Source organism: Psychromonas arctica (genome assembly GCF_036697365.1).
GTDB lineage: Bacteria > Pseudomonadota > Gammaproteobacteria > Enterobacterales > Psychromonadaceae > Psychromonas > Psychromonas arctica_A.
The window spans coordinates 430,053-454,548 of sequence record NZ_JBAHZA010000002.1 but is presented as its reverse complement, the minus strand read 5'-3'; the positions used below and the strand labels follow the sequence as shown (position 1 = coordinate 454,548).

General features: G+C 36.4%; 19 protein-coding genes. 9 read left to right on the top strand and 10 right to left on the bottom strand.

The window, feature by feature from the left end:
- The first annotated feature begins 262 nt into the window (after nucleotides 1-262).
- The 8 genes from V5290_RS04045 to V5290_RS04010 all read left to right on the top strand — a co-directional run bounded on the left by V5290_RS04045 (nucleotide 263) and on the right by V5290_RS04010 (nucleotide 4,981).
- Nucleotides 263-610 carry a lipoyl domain-containing protein gene (locus V5290_RS04045; RefSeq protein ID WP_333382137.1) on the top strand — a complete coding sequence of 116 codons (348 nt, stop codon included), beginning with the start codon at nucleotides 263-265 and terminating at the stop codon, nucleotides 608-610.
- A gap of 107 nt (nucleotides 611-717) precedes the next feature.
- Nucleotides 718-1,185, top strand: a complete 468-nt coding sequence (locus tag V5290_RS04040) for a GNAT family N-acetyltransferase (protein WP_333382135.1) — start codon at nucleotides 718-720, stop codon at nucleotides 1,183-1,185.
- A gap of 88 nt (nucleotides 1,186-1,273) precedes the next feature.
- The gene (locus V5290_RS04035) at nucleotides 1,274-1,570 is read left to right on the top strand and encodes a hypothetical protein (RefSeq protein WP_333382133.1); all 297 of its coding nucleotides are present in this window, start codon (nucleotides 1,274-1,276) and stop codon (nucleotides 1,568-1,570) included.
- 36 nt (nucleotides 1,571-1,606) lie between these two features.
- Nucleotides 1,607-1,945, top strand: coding sequence for a hypothetical protein (locus tag V5290_RS04030; protein ID WP_333382132.1), 339 nt, complete (start codon nucleotides 1,607-1,609; stop codon nucleotides 1,943-1,945).
- 45 nt (nucleotides 1,946-1,990) lie between these two features.
- Complete coding sequence (locus tag V5290_RS04025) at nucleotides 1,991-2,398, top strand: hypothetical protein (protein WP_333382131.1); 408 nt, start codon at nucleotides 1,991-1,993, stop codon at nucleotides 2,396-2,398.
- 723 nt (nucleotides 2,399-3,121) lie between these two features.
- The gene (locus V5290_RS04020) at nucleotides 3,122-3,451 is read left to right on the top strand and encodes a hypothetical protein (RefSeq protein WP_333382129.1); all 330 of its coding nucleotides are present in this window, start codon (nucleotides 3,122-3,124) and stop codon (nucleotides 3,449-3,451) included.
- 88 nt (nucleotides 3,452-3,539) lie between these two features.
- The gene (locus tag V5290_RS04015) at nucleotides 3,540-4,037 is read left to right on the top strand and encodes a hypothetical protein (protein WP_333382127.1); all 498 of its coding nucleotides are present in this window, start codon (nucleotides 3,540-3,542) and stop codon (nucleotides 4,035-4,037) included.
- A 206-nt stretch (nucleotides 4,038-4,243) separates the two neighbouring features.
- Nucleotides 4,244-4,981, top strand: a complete 738-nt coding sequence (locus tag V5290_RS04010) for a hypothetical protein (RefSeq protein ID WP_333382125.1) — start codon at nucleotides 4,244-4,246, stop codon at nucleotides 4,979-4,981.
- A 581-nt stretch (nucleotides 4,982-5,562) separates the two neighbouring features.
- On the opposite strand, the gene V5290_RS04005 is transcribed toward V5290_RS04010, so the two are convergent.
- The 7 genes from V5290_RS04005 to V5290_RS03975 all read right to left on the bottom strand — a co-directional run bounded on the left by V5290_RS04005 (nucleotide 5,563) and on the right by V5290_RS03975 (nucleotide 16,261).
- A complete protein-coding gene (locus tag V5290_RS04005; protein ID WP_333382124.1) occupies nucleotides 5,563-6,981 on the bottom strand; it encodes an exonuclease domain-containing protein in 1,419 nt (472 codons plus the stop codon).
- Between the two features lie 352 nt (nucleotides 6,982-7,333).
- The gene (locus tag V5290_RS04000) at nucleotides 7,334-8,872 is read right to left on the bottom strand and encodes a glucan biosynthesis protein (protein WP_333382122.1); all 1,539 of its coding nucleotides are present in this window, start codon (nucleotides 8,870-8,872) and stop codon (nucleotides 7,334-7,336) included.
- A gap of 57 nt (nucleotides 8,873-8,929) precedes the next feature.
- Nucleotides 8,930-11,095, bottom strand: a complete 2,166-nt coding sequence (gene mdoH, locus V5290_RS03995; RefSeq protein ID WP_333382120.1) for a glucans biosynthesis glucosyltransferase MdoH — start codon at nucleotides 11,093-11,095, stop codon at nucleotides 8,930-8,932.
- Nucleotides 11,083-12,678, bottom strand: a complete 1,596-nt coding sequence (locus V5290_RS03990; RefSeq protein ID WP_333382118.1) for a glucan biosynthesis protein G — start codon at nucleotides 12,676-12,678, stop codon at nucleotides 11,083-11,085. The genes mdoH and V5290_RS03990 overlap by 13 nt, the downstream gene beginning before the upstream one ends.
- A 668-nt stretch (nucleotides 12,679-13,346) precedes the next feature.
- Nucleotides 13,347-14,096, bottom strand: a complete 750-nt coding sequence (locus tag V5290_RS03985) for a hypothetical protein (RefSeq protein ID WP_333382116.1) — start codon at nucleotides 14,094-14,096, stop codon at nucleotides 13,347-13,349.
- A 7-nt stretch (nucleotides 14,097-14,103) separates the two neighbouring features.
- Nucleotides 14,104-15,153, bottom strand: a complete 1,050-nt coding sequence (locus V5290_RS03980) for an AAA family ATPase (RefSeq protein WP_333382115.1) — start codon at nucleotides 15,151-15,153, stop codon at nucleotides 14,104-14,106.
- Entirely contained in the window at nucleotides 15,146-16,261 is a 1,116-nt protein-coding gene (locus V5290_RS03975) for a DUF262 domain-containing protein (RefSeq protein ID WP_333382113.1), read from the bottom strand. The genes V5290_RS03980 and V5290_RS03975 overlap by 8 nt, the downstream gene beginning before the upstream one ends.
- 251 nt (nucleotides 16,262-16,512) lie before the next feature.
- Between V5290_RS03975 and V5290_RS03970 the strand changes: the two genes are divergently transcribed.
- Nucleotides 16,513-16,884: a hypothetical protein gene (locus tag V5290_RS03970; RefSeq protein ID WP_333382111.1), complete on the top strand. Its 372-nt coding sequence runs from the start codon at nucleotides 16,513-16,515 to the stop codon at nucleotides 16,882-16,884.
- Between the two features lie 56 nt (nucleotides 16,885-16,940).
- Here the strand turns inward: V5290_RS03970 and V5290_RS03965 are convergent, their stop codons facing one another.
- From V5290_RS03965 to V5290_RS03955, 3 genes are all read right to left on the bottom strand, one after another.
- A complete protein-coding gene (locus V5290_RS03965; protein WP_333382109.1) occupies nucleotides 16,941-17,213 on the bottom strand; it encodes a polyhydroxyalkanoic acid system family protein in 273 nt (90 codons plus the stop codon).
- A gap of 159 nt (nucleotides 17,214-17,372) precedes the next feature.
- On the bottom strand, nucleotides 17,373-22,277 hold the full coding sequence (locus V5290_RS03960) for a DNA repair ATPase (protein ID WP_333382108.1): 4,905 nt from the start codon (nucleotides 22,275-22,277) through the stop codon (nucleotides 17,373-17,375).
- Between the two features lie 158 nt (nucleotides 22,278-22,435).
- Complete coding sequence (locus tag V5290_RS03955) at nucleotides 22,436-24,493, bottom strand: hypothetical protein (protein WP_333382106.1); 2,058 nt, start codon at nucleotides 24,491-24,493, stop codon at nucleotides 22,436-22,438.
- Nucleotides 24,494-24,496 lie beyond the last annotated feature (3 nt).

Sequence of the window (24,496 nt, the reverse complement as noted above, 5' to 3'; positions counted from 1 at the left end):
AAATGTACTGTCTCGTTCATAATATAGAGAAGTTAAGGAATAGTTTACATTAAGCCAAAGGCTAAGCCCTTAAACCGCAATAATCCAGCCTAAATAACTTCATATACGTCTTTACAACTCAAATTAATCAATCATTTATTGAAAATCCGAATTATCTATTGGAATCTCAACTAAATATGAATTAATGTGTTTTTTATTTTAAATAATCGGGCTGAAAATGAGAAATTCTACAGCCTCGTTATAACTTAAGGAGTATTTAAACATGGATGTCAAACTTCCAGAGCTTTTCTCTTCAATGGGTGAAACAAAAATCACGGTGATATACGTTAATGATGGGCAGGCAGTTAAGGAAGGGGATGTTTTGCTAGATGTAGAAAGTGAAAAAGTATCCATAGAGTTGCCAGCACCTCGTTCTGGCGTTGTAGATAACTTTAAAGCAAAAGTAGGAGATATTGTTTCATCTGAGCAAATTATGCTTGAAATAAGAGACTTACATGAAGGTGAGCAGCCAGCTAAAAAGAAAATGTCATTAGAAGAAGAGGTTGCTTTTTTAAGACTTGAAAATAGCAGATTGTTAAAAGAGTTAGAAAATAGCATAAAGTTACAATAAGCTAATTAAGCGGAATTAAAAACAGTTTACTTGGTTTCACTTCGCTACACATTTTAGCAAACAATTTTTAGCCCCTTATTGAGGCGTTAAGTTCACAAGGAGCATCGGTGTCAATTAGAAAAGTTAACTCAGCAGATTTATGCGGTGTAAGCACTATATGCATTGATGCTTTTATGGAAACGATAGCACCAACACTGGGAAAAAAGGGGATTCAAACATTTCAGAGAATTGCATCTAGAGGAAGCTTAGAAAGACGAATGGACGCAGATAATGAAATGCTGGTTTACGAGAATAATGGTGAAGTAGTAGGTTTTCTTGAGCTTAAAGAAGGCCGCCACATTGCCATGCTTTTCGTATCTCCTGGCGCTCAGAAAAAAGGCGTGGGTAAGTCGTTGGTTTCAGCAATGCTCCCGTATGCTAAAAATGATATCGTCACTGTTAGCGCATCACTAACATCCGTTTCGGCTTATCGGCAGTATGGATTCGAGTGTTCTGGCTGTGTATCAGAATCAGCAGGGCTAACGTATCAGCCAATGGAGCTAAAATTTAACAAGCCAAAGCACGCGGAATTGTAAATACTGTTACCTTTTTTGAGAAAACGTTTAAAAAATTCGCCAACATTCACAATCCGGCGTTTGAGCTGTTATATGGCTCTGGGAAATTATGACTTTTGGTGAAGAAGAATCTCTATTTGACAATATTAAGTCGGCTCACAATGATAATTACCTTATCGCTGATACATCATGGCGATTTTTTCTAAAAATTGAGAATAATAAGCTTCACATGTGTCGCTCTGAAAAAGCTGGTTGGAGTTATGAAATTCCTGGTGAATTAGGTAAGCAGTTCCAATTTGTTGAAATTGTTTCAATTAATACAGATGAAATCGTGTTCAAACTTAAAGGTAAGAGGAAAAAAGTGGAAGTACTATGCTCAGATGCAAGCCATTATTATGGTAGGTAGCTAATTATTTTTTTATGATATAAAAAAATAATTAGCTTGGCAGACAATAAATCAATTTCATTGGCAATTTTTCTTGGCGTATCTAAAGGATTCGAAACCATGTGGGGAAATTGGTTGTTCAGTAACTTTACCAATAGTAGTTTTAGTGCAGAAGATTTTGTTGCAAACCTAATTGGGTTTTATCGGGCGGTAGAACCAAATAATCAATTCATTTCTATTTGCGAACTTGTCAGCAAAAATATCGCTTTGAAATATGGGATAAATATGGGGGGCGGTGATAATAAAAATACTACTACGATCCCTTATATCTATCCTCTTCCAAACTCGTCTAGATCAACGCCTTTAAGGATGTCTCTTCGTCATGCTTTCAATTGAATTACTCCCGTAAAGCAGGGTGTATTGTTTTGTGAGGTAAAATAAGTGATAAAAAAATTAATATATTTCAGTGTATTATCAATTGTATTACTAGGGTTTTACTATTCGATGATATCTTTATCGGAAAGGAGGGATTTTTCTAAGTCTTCGCTTGATTATTATTTACTCGCTCCTAATTTATTTAAAAACATTTCATCTGCAGATATTATTGAGGAACGTTATATTTATAATTCCAGTGACGGCAATAAGCCAATGATAATTTCTCTTATATTCCATAGTATGAAAGACTCAACTCAAATTAAAAATGAGCTTAGAGAATATTTAAATGCTAATGGTTATAAAATGGTGGGGTCAAGTTTTTCGGATGGTGAAAATAGAAAAATTACAATAGAGGCAACAGATAACAATATTAATGTAATTGTTAAGCTAACAATGCTTGAGTATATAAAATGATATAGCAGGAGATTAAACGTAAATAAAATAGTGGATACGTATCACTTTCTAATTCACTATTCTAGTCCGCTTAATGTGACGTTGAGACTTTAGCATTTCTCCAAAAATAATGTTTTTATGTTCTTTTTTATAATCTCATTGTACGAAAAATAATCTTTATTGAGCTGATCGTCCGTGACCTGATAGTTATTTTACTCAGAGATAAACATGGTTGCACTCTTTTAAAGTAAAGAGGCAAACCTGATATATCTTGCCCAAGTAAATTCATTTCGATTGATTTTGAACAGTAAATTATTCCCAGTGTATTTCAATATACACTTTTCGAGGTTGCAGCCTATTATTTAAATAAGGTAGACGAATAGCGTCTACTGTTCTTATTTTTAAAATCAGAGGGGTAATAAAAGGATGAGTAAACTCATTTTGTGTCGCCAAGATAAAATGAATACGCAATGGTAAATGTACCGTCTCATTCATACTGTTCGTTATAACGGTGAGAAGCTAAGGAATAGTTTACATTAACGGAACTGCTCAACCCTTAACTCAATAAATTCCGTGTGTTTAGCCTTCTAACCCCATTTATAGCTCAATTTAATTAATTAGTTAATAAAAATAAAATAATCTATTTAATCTCAAGTAAATGTAAGATACTGTCATTTTTTATTTAAAATAAACAGGCTGAAAATGAGAAGTTCTACAGCCTAGTTATACGTTTCGAAGTGATATATGAAAATCTTAAGTTTCGTCTTTTTATTCTTCTCTTTGCCAATTTTTGCTAATGAATTGACTTTGGAGAAGTCTAATGATTATGAGGTCCCACAAGGTAAATCTTGGATTTTGAAATCAATCGAGCCTGCTGACTATAAAGTTTGCACATCAGACTTAAGAATCGCTGGTGGAGTGGCTATTGGTAACAAAAGTGAATTAACAATACATGGAGACTTTGAGATTTCTTTTAATAGTAAGTCTCATAGTTCAATAAAACTATTTACTGGTACTAAATTTTGGCTCGGAGATTCTAGACCAACTATCAAAGTTATTGAGTTGGTAGAATAAATGTATAATAAGTTATTTAAGCAGGGCAGTTGGTTATTGCTCGCAGGTCGCTGATTTTAAAAAGCTATTTTATTGTATCTGGGATAGTATGCTGACTTCTACGCAAGAATTAGAAACAATTAAAGCTTTCGGTTTGATTGCAATGACAGTCGGTGGAAGTAAACTTAAAGTCAATTGGGCTATGAGTTTACTTGAGCAAGGCGTCGAAACCGAAAACCTTTGTATTTTGGCCTCTTTATTAAATCCACTAAATGAATTTGAAGTAGATGAGCACTTTAATATTGTGATCTCTGAGTTAGATCTAAAGTTTCCTAAGCTTGAAGAGGCTGTCGAGGGTTATGTTAAAATTTTAGCCCATGAAGTTATCCGAGGAATGCTTCCTCCCGAAGACGGAGCCTCCAAGATTTATGATGCTAATGTATTTTTAGGTTACCCTGAGTCGTTTTCAGAATATACAATTTATGAAGACGAATGGTATTGTGAGCATATTAATGGTTGGTCTAAAGAAAAAAGGCAAGAAGAGATAATTCAAGCTTGTAAAGTTTCATTTGGCTTGCTCAGGTACCCTAGTATAATTAAGGTCTAGCGAAAGATCGTAGACAGCCATAAAATTTTAATGGATGTACTATTTTGTAAGTTAATAAATAATGTTGAGTGTGTTATTACTTTTAACCGTGAGTCGATTGAGCATAATGTGAACAATATATGTTGCAAATAGTAATTGAAGTTCAAGGCTTTATCGATGTTTTCAGCAAAAAATATAAACATAACAATTAAAAAGAAGAAGCAAATATGAGCAAAAGAGCGAGTTTATTAATTATAATTTCAATATTTTTTATAAGTATGGCATCCAAGGCTAGTCAAAATATTAAAGCGTTCGTTTCCGGTCATAATAGTAATTACGACGTACAACTCAAAATTAATGGAAAACCTGTAGGTAAAGGAGCTGTTTCAGGTCTAAAAATTTTTAATGAAGAAAATCCACTTAAAAATCAATTTCAAGATATGCCTCCTTTTGTTCAAGACATATTAGCCTTTGTATTAAAAGAGGGCGAGAATACCATTGAATTAAAGTTTGATAGAAAAAGGGCAAACTTTTCTCCACCTAGAAAATTTAGCTTTGGTTTAACAAGCTCAACGGAATATATTCCTTTCTATTATGTTTCAAGTGAAAAAGAATCAGGTGTTATAACGTCAAAGTTTTACTTGAATTACACAAAAGAAAGGCCAGAAAAAGAACAAATTACTTTAGGCAATAAAGATGCTGCTTTTATTTACTCTGAAAGAATGAGTTCTTTTCAAGCTACCTTAAACGATGAAAGCTTAATGTATTTTGGAGGCTCAGGTGGACTTACAGATTTAAACTTAATCAAAGGTACTAACATTTTACAGGTTCAATATGAGACTGAACACGAAGGTGAAATTAGCTATTATATTCAAACACCTAGTTTTACCAAAAAAGTGGTAAAAAACATATCCAAAGACCAAGTTAATAAGGCTCAAACTGATATTTATGAGTTAAAAAAATAATAATAAATAGTGAACATATATGGTAACTCTTTGTAAATCGGAAAAGAGCGTGGACAACCATAAAACTTGACGAGTCATAAGTAGCCTTCAACCTTTTAGTCATGTAACTTTTGCACGCTAAGAGGTAGTTGTTATGACTCAGTCTCGCCAATCTTAGATATCGTCATCGGATACACCTCATTATTACTGTATTTCATATTGTATTCGCGCGCTTATTTTTGCGGGGAAGATATATATAAAAAATTTTTTGAACGTAGACGTCAATGGTTGATTGAACAGGTAAATTATTGGCTTCTAATATTGATGTATCTGGTTATGTGCCTTCTGCATTAACGTCAGTCTTTAATCGCTACCATTTAGTCTTATACGTTTATGATTAGCTTAACTATCAACCCACCAATGAGAGGTGTGTTAACGGTGGTATCAGTTATATCCTAAACCCGTTTAAGTTGAATGTCGGCAGAGCGAACAAACATGCTTAGTCCCTGAAAATATAGCTGAGTTAGTGGTGATTAGCCGTTGATGAGAACGAGCCTAATCGATTGCATTTATTACTTGAATGCAAAGGCAATAGGCTTCAGTTATGAAATAATATCTTCTAAATTAATCAACGCAGGGCTCTTTTGTAACTGAGAAATACATATCTTGTAAAAGTCTATATCCAGTTTGGCGGTCACATTAAAATTAAAGTCTGCTAGTTCACTTTCATTATTCACTTTCCCTAAATATAACCAATGCGAAATAATATGAATACAGCTTATATCGCTTGTTTCATTGTACTCTTTAATGCCAATTGCACCTGAGTAGGGCCAACCTTTAATTTTTATCGGTGAAAATGCTTGTTGCATTCGCATTTGGTAACTGATGTTCGACTCTTGGCCACAGCAAATACCTTTACATTTTTTAAGTTGATAGGAAAAACAAGGGCCTTTTCCTTTATCTAAACCTAATTGTATTCCGCATAGTTGATTTTCATCTTTTAATTTACGTAGGGCTTCAAGTGCGGTTCGGCGGTTTTTATAAAGTCCGTAGGTGTTACGTAGTGATGCTTTTTTCGATTGTGTATTTAAAGTATTAATATCAATCACACTTGGTTGAGCAACATTCTCATTCGTACTGTTTTCCCAATAGATTGTAAATAGAGATTTTTGTTTTCTAAGCTGCCTATTGAATAAAGGGGCGCGTGACTTAACTAATTCGGATTCTAAAACTAACGCACTAAATTCACCCGCTGTGGTTATCCATTCAATATCATATACTTGTTGAGCCATACGCATTTCTCTATCATGACTATGATCGCTAGAAAAATGTGAAATGACTCTCGCTCTGATTTGTACGCTTTTACCAACATATAATAAATTACCTGTTTCGCCGTAGAACAAATAAACTCCGGGTTCATTGGGCATAGTTGAGAAAATATCAGGGTTTATATGGGGCGGAACACTAGATAGCTTTTGTTGAGATTGCATAGCTTTCATGACTTTGGCTTCATCAAATTCACCCGTCATACGTGCAACTATCTGCGGTAAAATAGCCGCATCGTCCATTGCTCTATGTCTCGCTTCACAGGTTAGATCAAAGCGTTTAATGATGCTATCAAGGTTATGTCTTTTGAAACTTGGGTATAGTTCTCGTGAGAGTTTAACGGTGCACACGACTGGATATTTAAATTCTACATTGTTTTGTTTAAAGGCATTTTTTAAAAAGCCCACGTCAAATCGTGCATTATGTGCAACGACAACATGTCCTTTAAGCTTTTCAATAACAGTAGGAATAACTTGATCGATAGTTGGGGCGTCTGCCACCATCTCAGGAGTTATTCCCGTTAACTTCTGAATCATTAAGGGGATGTTTGTATCTGGGTAAATTAGCGATTGCCACCTATCAACTATGACTCCGTTGAGGGTTTGTACGATAGCAATTTCTGTTATTTGATCTCGTGTTGGTTTGGTTCCTGTTGTTTCAAGATCAACATAAGCTAGTCGGCTAAAATCAACCATAATTATATGATATCCATTTGTTTATATTAATAAAAATTGTACGATTTTGTTGATAGTAAATACAATCCACTCCACATCATACGGATAAATAATATAGATCAGTTCACTTTGATGGCAATTACATTAAATATATGATTTTAAAAAGTAATATAGATTAGTCGTTGGTGTTATTAATATTAATGAGTACAAAAGATAACGTTGCTTTTTATAACGGTAAGTTTGGATGTAAGTCATTGTTAAAAAGCGTATTTTGAAGAGTAGGTTTCAAAATACATTATTCAAGAGTAAGTCGCTAAACAGATATTGTCGTTACGATTAATACTTTGAATAATGTAGATTGAAAAGTATTGGTTTATTTTATGTCGACAGTGGCGTTGCTTACCCAAGTTTCAGTGATTGCTTTGCCTTGTTTGTTGATTAAATGCGCGCTAATAGTAACTGGGTTGGCATTAACTTGTTTGTAATCAAAGGTTAAGCGCCATTGGTCTGTGCCGACAATAGGGTAGGCGCGTATCGGCTCTAAGATTTCTCCATTACTCGCTTCAACAATGGGCTTTATTCCACTGTCTCTGTCTAGTCCTTTTAATGCTGCACCGTCAAAATCAATGACCATTTTATTGATATCAGCAGGTATTGGCTGGCCGGGAATGCCACCTAAACCTTGTCGAGTGTTTACAACAGTGGCTAAGGTTGTGGATCTCGGATCAAGTGGACGCCATTCAATATCGTAAGAAAAAGTAAACTCATCACCTTTACGAGCCGGTTTATCGGGTACCCAATAAGCCACAATATTATCGAAAGTTTCATCTTTGGTTGGAATTTCAATTAATTGAACAGCGCCTTTACCCCAATCACCAATCGGTTTAATCCAAGCTGACGAGCGTTTATTGTAGAAAACGCCATCATCTTGGTAATGGCTAAAATCACGATCTCTTTGAATTAAGCCAAATCCTTTCGGGTTCTCATCGATAAAACTATTGGTAGATACTGATTGAGGGTTATTCAGTGGACGCCAGATTTGTTGACCTGATCCAGTATGAATAGCAATGCCATCACTGTCATGAATTTCGGGACGCCAGTCTTTAGCGATTGTTTTATCTTTCTCTGAATACCAATACATACTGGTTAATGGTGCAATACCTAATCGTTCAACATCAGCACGCATATATAGGTTGGCGGTAACAGAGGTAATATGTCCTTTAGCTTCTTTGTTATCTTTACTTAATTCAAAACGGTAGGCGCCAGTGATAGAGGGACCTTCAAGTAGCGCCCAAACAGACAAACTTTCTCCTTGTTTATCTGCAGGACCTAACCAAAATGCTGAAAAGCGAGGAAATTCTTCAGGCTGGCTCATACCTGTATTGATTGCAATGCCTCTGGCTGATAAACCATATTGCCCTTCAGGCCCATCAGTTCGAAAGTAGGATGCACCGAGAAAAGATATCCAATCTGGTTTGTTATCTGGTCGCATTATTCTAAAACCTGCAAATCCAAATCCAGCAGGAAGATTTTGGGCAGGGCTATCAGATGGCATATCAAAAAAATCATTACTGAAAGGAATGTGTTGAGCTTGGTTGTTATTATCACGTACATAAATTTTTACTGGTTCTTGGAAGTATCGACCAGGGTAAAAAAATTGCACAGGTGCTTTTGTTCCATTTGGGTATAAGGTTTTTTCGTCTTTGAAGCGTATTTTCCAATGCTGATCATAGGTAATTTTATCAATTAAGTCTGTTGCTGGAACAACCGGAGGAGAATAGGGGCTGGCAGCAGAGGCTTTTGCAAGTCCCTTCAAATCTTCGAAGGTAAACTCTTTTCTATCTAATACTTCTGATGCGTGAGACGACATTGAGGTAGAAAATACAATGGCGACAAATAACTTCAATCTCATAAAAATCTCCAATACATTGGGTTTGATAAATTCGTTGTGGTGAATAAATTCTGCTAATTAACTTTCCGAGTATCGCGGTAAACTTGATAACTTTTTAAATAAATCAGGTGTGCCTAATACACAGGTTTGTTCTTGTTTGTTTAAGTAACTAACAGCTTCGACTATCGTTGTTGCTTCAAGGATTTTTACTGTTGCAGTTGCTTCAACTACATTTATTTGACCACGCGCTCTTAATGGAATTGAGTCCATCAGGGAGAGGTGTACTGCACGCCATTTAGGGTTTGCAGCTATTTCAATTAAATCAGGCGCATTATTGACAGCAGTTTGATAGACACTTCTTGTATCATCCATCGCTTGCTGAATTATTGGTTTTTCTTTCTCGTATTGCGTAGATAATATTGTTGATTTCTTAACAGCATTACCAACGGCCCATGACCCGGTTAATAGTGATAATGGCACCGATAACAGCATTCCTAAAATAGCCGGGGACAACCAAGCTAATAATGCGAGTGAGTTGAGGTAACCAGCCACTGTTAATAATAATCCCACAATCATGTGCCAACGATGTCTGTAGATTAAATGCTTAACGGGTAAGCTACCATCGTCGCGGCGTTGTGGGTTCCAACCAGAATCTTGGCCAATCAAGATAGAAAAGACTGCGCCAGTATGAATAAGCATCATGATAGGAGCGAGCATTGCTGATAAAATAATTTCGACAATAAAGCTGAGCATCAAAATGAAAAATCCACCGCAACGTTTTCTTAAAGGACTGTGGATCATATAGGAGATTAAGCCTAAGGTTTTTGGTGTGAAAAGTATCACCATGGTAAAGGCAAATAAGCTTAGGGCACGCGCGGCATCCATTTGAGGCCAAGTAGGAAATAACGAGAATTGGTCGCTAAAATACTCTGGACGAATATATTCAGCCTGTAAAGAAAGTGCTAGCCCGACTAGAATTAACATCAACCACAAAGGTGATGATAGGTATGACATGATTCCCGTTAATAAATGACTACGGCTCACCCAATGTAAGCCTTTTGCAGTGATAATACGGCCATGTTGTAAATTACCTTGGCACCAACGACGATCTCGAATTGCTAAGTCGGTGATAGATGGTGGGCATTCCTCGTATGAACCATAAAGGTCTGCTGCAATAGTCACACTCCAACCAGCACGTCTAATCAATGATGCTTCTACAAAGTCATGGCTTAAAATATGCCCACCAAATGGTGGAGCGCCTTTAAGATCTGGCAAGCCAGCAGCCGACATCATTGCTTTAGTACGTATAATGGCATTATGTCCCCAGAAGTTGCCTTCTTTATGAGTCCACCAAGCAAGCCCAGTACCGACAATGGGGCCATAAACACAAGTAGAAAACTGTTGTAACCTAGCGATTAAGGTGGTGCCATTTATTAATTGAGGGATGGTTTGAATTAAACCAGAATCAGGATCAGCCTCCATACGACGAGCTAATTCCAGCATGGTATCTGCTTCCATCAAGCTATCGGCATCTAACACTAATAAGTGGTCGTAACTCGCTCCCCAGCGTTTACAAAAATCAGAAACATTACCTGCTTTTCTTGCTGTGTTGTTTTGGCGTCGACGATAATAAACGTTTGTAGAGTGGCTTATTCGTTGGCGTAATGTATGAAAACCTGCTTCTTCTTTGAGTACTATCTCTGGATCTGTTGTGTCACTAATAACAAACCAATCAAATGCTTTACTTTCCCCTGATTCAGCGATTTCTACTGCCATCACTTCAATCGCTGCGTAAATACGATCAGGATCTTCGTTATAGGTTGGCATTAATACCGCGGTTCGGCCAACGAGTGTATTTGTTAAGCGCTTAGGTTTTTGGAGGCGTTGAGCACAGACTAAGAAAAAACCAACAATTGAGCCACTAAAGGCAACGGTGATCCAGCTAAAAGTCAAAGCGAATAAAATAAGAAAGAGGTATTGAATGAAAGTCATATTATCCGCACCGAGCACGGTATGCATTTCATTGACTCCCCATATAGACAATAAAAGTGATGATCCTAAAACTAACCATCTTCTTAATACTTGGGATTTAACTCCCTTAGGGTTGATGGGAGTGCGTTTGTTACTTGTATCATAGTCGCTTAAAGATTGAACTGGCATCGCCTCAAAATGCTCTTTTGGCATACCTGGTTCAACAATATCTGGTTCAGATAAAGGAGTGTCATGCACAATTATTTTGTCCATTGATACATCCAATTTTCAGCTTTTCTACCATCGGCAAATTGTAATGCTAATCGAAGCTCAATTAATTCAGCATCAAGTGGGTCAAGTTCAAAAGTAACACGATAACCATCCTGGTGGTTTTCAGTAATAACCACATTGTGTATTTCACCTGCGGTGTTTTCAATTGATGTGGTTGGTTTTTGAGTGGCGATATGATTTGAAGGATTAGGAAAACGATAGTCGACAACAAATAAGCGCTTCTCCGTCGGGCCATTAATACTCGCTCGACCGCTTCGTGTTGCTTCGACAATAGCTTCATCTTTCTTTACTGATGGAGCTTCGCCCCAGAGTAATCGGTATGCAAACTGATATTCAGATCCGGCAGGAATGACTTCACTAGGAGACCAATAAGCAACAATATTATCATTGACCTCAGACTCTGTCGGGATTTCAACTAAAACGACAGATCCTCTTGCCCAATTACCAAGAGGTTCAACCCATAAACTTGGGCGTTGTTGATAATTAGCTTCTAAATCTTGGAAGTTATTAAAATCACGATTACGTTGTATCAAGCCAAAGCCAATAGGCCCGTTGTCACTAAATGCACTGACTTCTAAATTTCTAGGGTTACGTAAGGGGCGCCATAATCTATCACCGCGTCCATTAATCATTAATAACCCATCTGAATCGTGAACACGAGGTCGGAAATCATCGACTTGTTCTCGTTCGTATGAAGAGAACATGAACATACTTGTACCAGCTGCTAATCCTACTTTATCTAAATCTTCACGTGGGAATAAAGTGGCTTCTACATCCATCACGGTATTGTCACCTGGACGGATTGTGAAGCGATAGGCACCGGTTGTACTTGGGCTATCTAATAAGGCATAAACAACAATTGAATTACTGTCATTGGCTGGCTTTTCAATCCAAAATGCTCGAAAAGCTGGAAATTCCTCTCCTTCAGGATCAGCGGTTTTGAGCGCTAAACCACGTGATGACAGACCATAACCTTCATTTTTACCGAGGGAGCGAAAATAGCTACCACCTTGAAAAACCGCTACTTCATCATAATAATCAGGGGTATTTAATGGGTTGTGTAAACGTAGACCAGCGAAACCAACATCTGCATTTGGCAACGTTTTCTGCATAACATCACCCGTTGTAAACATATCAGGTTGGTAGCGTAAGTGCTTTGATTGACCATTCTCTACGATCGCAATTTCCACAGTCTCTTTAAAATAAAAGCCACGATGAAAGAGCTGCATTTGGAAAGGTAACGATTCATCTTTCCATATAGCAGCATTAGGATTAAAGCGAATGTCTCTGTATTGGTCATAATTCAAGTCTTGCAATTCAGCAGGCAATGTCAAATTAGGTTCTTGATATGGTTTGCTAGCTAAGTCACGCGCTATAGAAACCACTGTATTACGATCAAATTTACCATCAACAGCATAAAGAATTTTTGTATTATTCGATGTTTGTACTGGATCAGTATTCGCATTAAAAGGCACTTTAGAGAAAGCAACGCCAGGTAATAAGCAGCTAATAAAGATTATTTTTTTTAAGGTAAATGGTCGTACAGTCGTAGGTAACAAAGGCATATAATTAAACTCTCTAGTGATGATTTAAAATAAACTGACCAATCGTTAAAGTAGGGTGCTGTTTTAGTTATCTCTTACATTTTTTTGAAAAATTTAAGCTAATTTATAATGATCTTTTAATGTGTAATCGAACTCTAAATAACAATTAAATGCTATCAAACTTGCATTAGCGTATTGATAAAAAATCAAATTTATTTAATTAAAATATACTGAAGCTAAAATGAGAGTTAATAATGAACACTGTCATTTTATGATTGTTATGTCCTATGGATACTGACAGTTGATTGATTTAATAGTTTCATTTAATAAAAATAGTAAAAGAATAGTGCTTATATCTTGCCAATAAATATCACTTTATAGTGATGTAGTTGTAAATTTTTAGATGAGAAATGACGAGGGGATATTTTTAATATTATCGTCTTAAGTAATCAATTAAGGAGAATGGTTGTGCGATATTTAATGCGAAAAATTAATAATATTTTCTTTATAGGATCTTAAAAATTTAAGCCCTTTATAAGCTTTAAAATTATGAACGGTCAGTAAATTGATAGCAATGGTTACTGATATTGGCAGAAGACATTGAAATAAACTTTTATATTACGATTATTTTTATCAAGTTTAATAATAAACTTAGAAAGCCCACCATTAATAAGTTTGTTAAACAACGGCTAGGCTTCTCGAATAACACAAGTAATCTCTTTGGGACGACTCTTCCAAATATGATCAAACCCACTTGAAAGCATTACTTCAATGTTGCCTTGAGGGGATTCAATCAGAAGATAGCGATCGTGAGAACCTTTATATTTTGTGCTTTCACAGATAGACCACTCTTTACAAATGCTATGCATGAATCGTTCACTCATTTTTGCACTATTCTTTGTCACTGTAATGACTCGTGGGGTTTCGACATATTCTATTTGAAGTTTATGGCGGGGTAATATGAACCTGAATAAACTTTGAGTGTTGTCCCAGCCTTGTGCAAAGTAGTTATCACAAATGGTGATTTTAGTCGCGCTCGCACACAGTATTTGTAGGTATTTAACCAAATCAGTACGGCTATCATCTGCTTTCAAACTAATTGATAATTCATTACTAAGAAACGATGAGCGATAAAATACATAGGGCAATTTAGCGGCTTTATCTTCCGTTAGAATGATTTTTAAACTGGTGTTCATTGCCAACATTTCAAGCGAATCATCTCTATTAGATTGATGCTGTAACTGAGGCATTAACCGATTGTAAGTAACGTCGTTAAGCCCTTGGCTTTTTGCCTCAATTAACTGCCTTTTATTGGTTTTATAGGGTAAAGATAAGGTTTTCATTAAACGCTTATACTTTTTTTGATACTGACGAGCATCAAACGCCATGTTTTCATAGGCAATCAATAAAGAGGTGCTGAGAACCATTTTTTCAGCCATTATCGAATTACCTCATGTCCATCAAGTCAGTCAAGGTGACATCGAAGAAGCCTGCAGGGAAGCTAATAATGTTACCTTCTAGATCGTTGAACTCACCATTCAGGTCAATAGTGATTGCTTGAAAGTCTTCTTCTACATGTCCTTTGTAATGGATGACAACATCTCCACTCTCTATTTCATCTTCATACACTTGATAAGCTACTTTATTAATTAAGTGCTCACAGTGTGTTTCAATAATGAGTTGAATGCCTGAACTGGCGATAAACGCGAGGAATACACCTAATAGGGCTTGTGCTTTAGGGTGAAGTTGTACTTCTGGATTTTCAATTAAAATTAAATCGCCTTTTTTAGCCATTAAACACACAATGAGTACCTTGGCTACATCACTCATGCCAGCACCCAAATTGTAAGGGGATACTTGACTGTCTATATCTTTTACGTTGAAAGACACTTTAACTTGATCGCTTGTTTTTTCTGTTTGCAGTTCTAACGAAGTACCTGTGATAAACGCTAACCATTGACTAAGTTGGTATGAAATGGTTTTAGAACCTTCAAACTTTAACAGTTCATCGGGTAAAATATTACCTTTCACTTTATCAAAAGTAGGAAAAACAAATTCTCCTAATAAGCCTATTTTACGATCTGCTACGGGTACTAATTCTTGTGCGCCAATACGGTTTGCATTTAGGTAAAGCAGCTCTTGTTCAGCGATTTTTGTTGGCGGCTCATAAATGTACTGTAATTGACTATCAGCTTCTACGCCATCTGCATTAATGTTGATCTGATGGGATTTATCTTGATGATCGATGGCGGTGATATTTAATGATCTGGCATTGTTTCTCTTATTGCGGATAGCTGAGAAATCGTTCATGTAACGTAATAGTTCTTCCATACTAAAGCGATTGCTTGATCCGCTATGTTTAATTAATAACATCAGTGATTGCATCACCGTGGACTTACCTGCGGAATTTGCCCCTGCTAGAATGGTTAAAGGAGCAAGTTTTAATGATGTTTTACTAATACTTTTTAAGTTAGTAATATCGAGTTGCTTAAGCATTGGTTAATCCTTCCGTTATTTCTAGAGCAGTGTTAAACCGCATTGTTACATGTTCAATAGTATCGATGCTACCACCAAAAATACCTTGCTCATCGAGATAAGCTTTTTTCTCTTTAATGAGATTTTTAGCCTTTTCTATGTTCACTTTATCGAGCTCTATATGGCCAAATGCAAAGACTAACATTTCGAATAATCCGATATTGATAGGGCGTTTATGTGCCGAGGCTTTGCTATCAAAACGAAAAGCCTGATCGCCTATTATTTGGTAAATATTGTGCATACCTTGCAAACAAGTTTGTGTAATATGTTGAATTAATTCATCAGATGCTTTCTCGTTTAAATATGCCATTGTAGCGGCGAGAAAAGAGTCAATATCTGACTTGTATTCAATATTGGTTGTAGGTGTTTGTTCTGCCTTTAATAGATAAAAAGCGATAAAACGTAATAGTAAATAGCGGTCACGCATTCGATCTGGTTTTACCCCATTATCAGTGCACAGCTTGAATGCGGTGCTTTCTGCTAGTACTTGCAGTAAATCAGTCGCTTTACCTTGATACAAGGCGTGTCGCATCTCTTGTTTATTAATGCTGATACCACTTCGATTAACACGCTCAAAAATATTAAATTTTACAAACTCCGGAGTGGGAGGTTGAATCACATAAGTATGTAATTGGTAATCTTCTAGCTTTGCTTGTGAAAGAGGGCGTATATCATCAAAGGTTTTACCTTTTAGGTCTGGCAACATTGATAGTGTTGTGAGGGCGAATTCATTATTGAGAAACGCTTTTAGGGCGCTAATTCGCTGCTTACCATCGACTACTTGTCTAATACCGTTTTCATTTTCAAAAAGATAAATTAAAGGGATCGGAAATCCCATTAGAATGGACTCGATTAACTCTGATTTATGTTTTAAATCCCAAACATCGTTTCTTTGAAAGTCAGGGGCTAAGATAAGATCACCGCGTTTTTCACGGCGAAGTAGTTCAAATACGCTCGATTGTTCTTTTGCAATACGAACGTTGATGTCATTTTCCATATAAACAGGACGAACAGCTAAATTTAGCTCATCTTGGTTTTCAATTTCAATAATCTCATCAGTGTTTGTCATCGCTTGTACCTTGGTATTTTTTGTTGTGTAATCATATCATTAAGTGTTACTTGGGATAAGCGCGTAATATTCATTAGCAAACAATAAATGGTTATTATGATTTATTTGTTACTTTCTGATCGTGTTCACTATAAATTAATTTTAATTATTATTGATGACTGTGTTTATTAAATTATATTACTTCAGTATTTTTCACTGTTTTAAGCATTTATGGAAAATTTATAATTCATTTTATTCTGGCGATTCTGATCGTGTCGTTTTTATCAGGATGTTCAAGTATTGTTAGTGAACGTCGATATTTAGTTGAAATTACCAGTGAACCTAGTCACGCTCATATCACACTTAAAAATAGAAGTGGGGCATTAATACATACGGGTACAACGCCTATTTCACTTATACTAAATGCGTCCTCTGGATTTTATAAAGGAGAGACGTACACGCTCACTTTAAACAAAAAAGGGTATATTGAAAAAACAGTGATAATAGACAGTAATTTAGATGAATGGTATTTTGGTAATATTCTCATTATTAGCTTTCTTGGTATGCTCGTGGTCGATCCTGTAACAGGGGCGATGTTTGAGTTACCTGAGCACTCTTATACTGTTTTAGATAAAAGTAAGTGAGTAACTTACTTACGACTAATAACTGACTATCAATCCGTGGCCAGGTTTACTGACCACTACAAATGCGTATCTAACATCTTGTTTATTTTTGATTCTATATCGTTTTTCGCGACTTTAAATAGCGCCCCAAGGGTTAGATTCAACTCTAAGCTTTGTGCGTCAATTTCAATACTTCCACTTGCCCCTTTACGACGAAAAAAAAGACAGTTATCTTCCCATTCACTTGTTAGTTGATATTCAGTGGCTAACTCCGCGGCTATGTTATCAATTTTTTGTTTTAAGACTGAAATCGGTAAATTATGATCTCTGGTTGTATGGATAAGAGCCATCAATAAATCCTTAGTTAATTTTTATTACGAGTAAAAACTCACTTACTACCTTAGTAAGGAAGCAATAAGTGAGTTATATCAAACCAATCAAAGTCATATTATTTATAACCACAGCGATAAACGCATTATTGCTTTTAGTTATTATATGCATCTGGGTTTTTATTTATTGTTAATCGCATTAACAATGTCATTCAATTGACCGACAATTTGTTGTCCGCTATCTGTTTCATCGCCACCCATTGCTAAATTACGTTTGAAGTCAGCTTTTATAGAGGCCCAACGTTTATTATCTTCTGAGGTTAATAATCCACGTAATTCAGCTAGTTTTAACAGATTCGCTTCAGTGCCTGTTGTTAATAACTGCGATTCACCTTGGTAATGGTCATCAACCAAGTCGGCCAATTCTTTATCGGTCATAATGGCAGAGATCTTCTCAGCCATTTTATTCATATTACGATATGAACCCTGTAACTTGAATGGAGGCTCTGTACGGTATTTAGGATCTTGTGCGCTTGACTGAATGTATTGTTTATTGACGATAGCAACCACGCTCTGTATTTGTTGTAGCTTTTGCAATACGGTGACTATCTCTTTACTTTCAGCAGCACTATATTGGTGACTAAAGTCAGTACTCGCCACATTTTTACCCTCTGCCATATCAACAAATTTATACACATCATCCATCGAACGACTGGCTAAAGGTGCTAATATTGCATTGGAAGATAGGGCGTTTTCAATATAACTTAGATTAAACACCTCTTCTTTACCGCTTAATACATCACCTAGATTATAAATATCTGCTCGGTTGGCTAACATATCTGGAATTTGGAATGTCTCACCAGTTTCAGTGTAGGGGTTGCCGGCCATCACAACACAGAACTTTTTACCGCGCATGTCATAGGTTTTGGTTTTACCTTGCCAAACGCCTTCAATTTTTCTTGTGCCATCACAAAGCGAAATGAACTTTTGTAAGAATTCTGAGTTGGTATGTTGAATATCATCTAGATATAACATCACATTACTGCCCATTTCTAAAGCTAGATTGAGCTTTTCTAGTTCTTGTTTTGCTGCGCTGTCGGTTGTGCCATTTGGATCAACGGATGTCACTGAATGGCCAATAACAGGGCAGTTAATTTTCATGAATATCAAGCCAAGACGATCTGCGACATACTCCATCAAGGTGGTTTTACCGTAACCAGGCGGTGAAATCATTAATAATAATCCCATCAAGTCCGTACGCTTACTGCTCCCTACTGTGCCCATTTGTTTGGCGAGGTTATCACCAATTAACGGTAAATAAGAATCTGAAATTAGACGGTTACGTACAAATGATGAAAGTGGTTTTGCTTTAAACTCTTCTAAACGAAGTAGTGACTTTTGTTCATCCATAACCTGTTGGCGCGTACTTAAGTAATCTAAGTATTTTGGTAGCACTTGTTGATGGAAATGATTGTTACGATCCAGAAAATCAGGCAGTTGAATGGTTAATGCTTGTTCTTTAATAAGCGGATGATTACCTAGCAATCCTGTAATGGTAAACTGAATATCAACTTCACGGTCATTTCTGTCGATACGTTTTTCTGCATTAAGGATACCAATGGCTTCACCGATAAATTCATATAAGTCTGTTTTACCTTGTGACTCAACAAATGCTGTTAACCAACTTTCTGTTAATTGCCAACGTTTACCCGTTTCGCCTTGTAATTCGTTCAATAATTTTAAGTAGTCTTGCCATACATCATGTGTATTTAAATATGTTGTAAAATCATCACACAAACGACGTGCATACTTACTGGTGTCAAAGTTAACTTGATCTTTTGCAAGCTCTTCACTTAAGTATTCACTTGCACGTGAAATGATTTGTGTTGGCACAGCAAACTGATGTTTTACGAGAAAAGCGCTTAATGATTGTTGAATTTCATTAATGATTGTCGTTTTAGCGGTTAACTGACCAAAAAGACGTTGCATTTGAGCGGCGTTTTTACACGCTTGATGCCAAAGTGTTTGAGGCTTTTCTGTTTGAGTATTCGCCCAAAAAATACACGCTAACCCTCTCGCAAATGGGCTGTGAACAAATACCCCTGCGGTTTCATAAGCTGGGAATAATTTGGTTAATATTAATGTGGCATCAAAATCATGTATGCCTTTTTCATAGCCTTCTTTATAACGCGTACTCGCAAATTCACTGACTAATTTAGAGAGTAAATCTTGGCTTCCCACTACAGCGCTAAGTGATTGCCAGGTTAAGCCATCAGTTTGATTAATCGCTGCTTGTAAAACCGAATAAGCTAAGAACTCACTACGATATAGTAAATTTGTTTCAGATGGATAATGTATGTTCCAATAAGGTTTTAAGTCATCTAATTTAGCGTTTTGTATCACTTGTTCATAATCAGTACCGGTAAGCCGAACATACATTTGTTCATCTTTTGCTAAAAGGCTTAAATCTAAGGCTTGTTTATTGACTGAGAATTTGTGGCGCGGGCCTAACTTGATGACATTGCCGCCTTCCTCAAATAAGTCACTTTTATCACGTAAAGAACGGAGTGCTTGTGCTTTAATAGCTTTGAGTTTTGCATCAACATCTTCGGCTTTAACTGAGCTATCAAGCTGGTTCAGTTGCTCAATAATATCGCGAATTTTATTGATTAAACTATCAGCAGCAAAAAAAGTATTCATTTCACTGGCTTCAGTAAAACGATTAATACGTTTAGTCACAGAAGATAAAATACGTTTTGCAGCATCTTCTAGTGATTGTGCTTTGCGTTGTCTTGTTTCAATAAGCGATTGACGATGTGTTTCAAAAGATTCAAATATTTCATCACGCTTTGTGACAATATCGCCAATGAATTGATCATATTCGCTGAATTCACTTTCTAACTCTTCAACTTGTACCATTAACCTTGCTGATTGCTCATCACATTTATCGGGTGATGTTGAAAGACTTAATGCGTTATGAATAGTTTGATTTAATAGTTTTAATCTAGCTGAAAACTGAGCTTGTGCTTCGTGGCTACCAAAACTCTTTTGCTGGTGGCTGAGCTGAGCTTTTTGCTGATTAATTTTGCTGTAAAGTGTAGAGACTGCATCAACAATTTGTGTTTGCATGGTGGCATCGGATACTTTTAATGAAGCCATGATCTGACTAATGAGATCCAACCCTTGTGAAATATCGTTCAATGCGTCTATTTGAGGTGATAGTTCTGCAGTTGATTGGGCCTTTTCACTGCTTGATATAATCTGTTCAAGGTCGCTGTAATAACTTTTCAACGCATCATCAGACGATAAAAATTCAACCGTTCTTTGATTCAGTTCTTCACTGGTTTTAGTCAGCTTTTGGTTCAATTCATCAATCGCTTCTACATCAATATAACGATATTCTCTAATCGTTAATAAATGTCCTTGTTGTGCTGAGATGGTATTCAAGCCATCCACAAATTCCTGTGGTGAACGCCAACTACCAGGCTGAATCTGACGTAATATTTCTACTTGTTTTTTGTTTGCTTCACTTAATGCTTTGTCTGATTGTTTACGAATACTTTCTACTTTTTCATATTCATCAATCACGGCTTCTGAAGTTTCTTTTACGGTATAAAGCAGGTTGCGAATTGGCTCAAGTTCTTTGCTGTCTAACCAGTAATAAGCATCAAAAATAGTGGCACAATGTTTGATTAAATCATTGTAATGATTAGCAGAGCTGGCTTCTTGGTGAATACTCTTTGAGATGGTATATAACTCTGAAATACCACGAACCAGATCGGTGTTACCAATTTTCCCGAAGAAGGTAGGGGACTGAATTTGTTGGCTAGCAAAAACATCTGAGTAATAAGCGGTTTGCCAAATTTGCACAGGATGAATACGGCTTGCTTCTTGTTCTGCATAAAAGATGATCATACGGCCATCTTCATAGAAACCATAACCATGCCCGAATATTGGATTTTGTAATGACTTATTGATTAAATTATATGGGTATAACGCCACGATATTTGTATGTGGTTGATAGAATACGAATAACACATCTTCACCATTAGGTGATTTCATGCTGCTATTAAAAACTAGTCCTTCTAAATCATCCTCAAAAGTTTTAAGTTCACCTGTCGTAAGGTAATAACCACCAGGGAAAATAATACCGTGATTCTCCGGGAGTTGCTGGCAAGAGTCACCAATAGCATCAACTCGTTTTATATCTTGGTTTTTTTTATTGAAAAGGAGGTATCGATAATTTTCTTCTTGATAAGGTCTTATTTTCAATAAAATAATGGGATCAAGATCTGCATAATAAAATTCAGCATCGTTAATTGACTGATTACTTTCTTGTACTGGTTCGCTGTAAATACCTTGTCCCACATTAGTATTATCTTCAACTTTTATGGTGATATCACCACGTAAACTGTCAATAAAAAGGGTATCAAGGACATTAACATGTGGGTTACGCCCATCGATAATATCTTCACGACCACAGCGATTCCATTGAAAGTCGTGTGTATCAGGTAATTTTAAATCTCGTTCACCACGATTATCGATGTACTCGATATCATTACCATTTACTTGCCAGCGAAATACTCGAATATCTGTTAGTTTTTCACCAATCTTGAAGGCCGCTAACAGTTTATTGTTTCTCAATACTAATTGAGAAAGGGTAGCATCTTTGTAGTATGCATATACTTCTTGGAATTCAGTAATAAATCGAGGGTCTGAGAGAAATGAGCTATCTAAGTCAACTTGCTTCAGTTCATATTGCTGTTCGACTTGCTCTAATTGAAATAGTGAGAGTACATCACTTAGTACTGTTTGTTTTTTTAAACCTAGAAAAACATTATAACCAAATAGAACATAATCACCAACGATAACCAAGTCTGTTGCTTGGCAATTATGTTCTGTTCGAATACGAGTACGACCCAACACTTTCATTTCAGTAGTGCCGAATTCTTTTTGTCTATCTAAGTTGAGTTGTTGAGTTAAGCTATCTAGTTGGTTGCCTTGATCTTCAAGACGTTTACGAATGATTTCATAAGCGCCACCTTGTGCGACGGCTTGTTCTACTATCATTGATTTATCAGTCACAATTACTTCCTAAACAGCTTTAATTGACAAGTCAGAGCAGGGCTCTGACTATATGTAAATATATTAAATGAATCGCTACTCAGGTAATCGTTTAATCAGGTTGGTTGAATATGAACATTCCTTATTAAACGATTAAGTACTGAGTAGGAAGAGGTTAATTAAACCTCAGGTGTCTTCGTTGTTTCTACGATTGGTTGGTTTATCTCTTTTTCATTTGAGGTACCCGCCAATAATTTCTCCATCAAGCTTTGGATAACAGGGCTCTTTTCTAAGAAACCGTTAATTGCATTACCTGCTCCTAAACCTTTATACAGCTTGTCAAAGTATTCACCTTGACCACCTACAATATCGATATTCGCATGTTTCAGTGCGGCACCTAATACGCTTGCTTGATCGCTTGAAATCTCTTTGTTAGCTTCGATATTAGCTAATGTTTGTTTGAATTCTATTTCAAGGTTCATACGGAATTCTTCAAACTCTCTGCTTTCTTTACTCATGTTGTTCATTGCAGCGAATTTTTCAATTAGACCATCTGCTTCAGCTTTACCTTTCTCGCGAATAATGTCTGCTTCACTAACACCAATCTCACGTTTAGATACCGCTTCTGCTCTGCCTTTTTCAGTTAAGACTTCTGCTTCACTCAGACCAACTTCACGTTTGGCAACAGCCTCTGCTTTACCCAATCCTTCATTACCACGAGCTTCAGCTGTTAGTTTTTCTTCAAGTACTTTAGCTTCTGCAAGACCTGTCATTTCTGTTGCTTTGGCTTGCGCTTCCTCTACTCGAACTTTTGCTAATCCTTCTTTTTCAGTTGCATCAGCTTTTGCTATTAATACTTTTGCGTCAGCTAAACCATTCGCTGCTTGTTCTGCTTGAGTACCTTCGGCTAGTTTCTTAATTGATTCAGCTTCTTTAGACGCTACTTCAAGGTTAGCTTGTGCCATTAAGTTAATTTCACGAGATTTATGTTCAGCTTTTTGTTCATCTGCCTCAGCTTGTTTGACAACACGAAGTAATTCTTCTTGTGCTTTAGCTTCTGCTTCTATGATAGTAATTTGTTTTAGACGATCAGCTTCAGAGACTTCTTGTACTTCTTTAATTCTTTCTTCTTCTTCAGCTACTTTACGATCTACTGCAATTCTTTCACTGATTGTTTGAGCAATAATTTTACGCTCTTCTTCCAGTGCTTTTTCTTTATCAATTTCTGATAATTCAACTTCGCGTTTACGATTCACAATTTCCATTTCTTGTGCGCGAATGACTTTTTCTTTTTCGATAATAACAGCACGTTCTCTACTTTGTTCTGCGATCTCAACTTGACGTAATTTTACTTGGTCTCGAATGGCAATTTGTTCATCGGCTTCTAGTTGAGCTTGTTCTGACTTGCTGCGTTCTTCCTGTTGAATTTTATGTGTTTCAGCTTCTTCACGTGCTTTTACTGTTTCTATCTCACGTTTCTGTTTAGATTCTGCATCAACTTCTTGACGCTCTAACGCTAACATTGCTTCACGTGTTTCTACGTTCTTTTTGGTAATAGAAAGAGATTCATCTTTTTCTAAACGGTTAGTTTCAATATTTTGTACTGCGGTTTTTTCGGTAATTTTACGAATACCTTCAGAGTCTAAAATGTTGTTTGGATCTAAACTAGATTTTGGTGTTTGCTCTAAGTAATCAATTGCCACATCTTCTAATACATAACCGTTAAGATCATTACCTACAACAGTGACAATCTTTTCACGAAAGCCCATACGATTTTCAAAAAGCTCAAGGAAGTCCATCCCTTTGCCGGCAGTTTTTAATGCTTCAGAAAATTTAGCATTAAATAACTCGTTAACAGCATCTTTGTCAGATGCTCGATCAACACCTATGGCTTTTGCTACTTTCAATACATCATCACGTGTTTCATTTACACGTAAGTAAAAGGCAACAGTAATATCAGCACGTAAGTTGTCTTTACAAATTAATCCATCGCTACCACGACGGTCGATTTCAAGTGTAATTAATGAAATTTTCATTATTTCCATCTTGTGTACAACCGGTAAGACCATGCCACCTGTAAAATGTACCTTTGGTTTAGAAGACATGTCATTCACGATCATCGCATGACCTTGGCTGATTTTTTTATAAAAGGCACTAAATGTCATTGCCAATAAAGTAATAATGGCAATGACAGCAAGGACCGCAGTCCCTATTGTTATTAAGATACTAGTATCCATGGT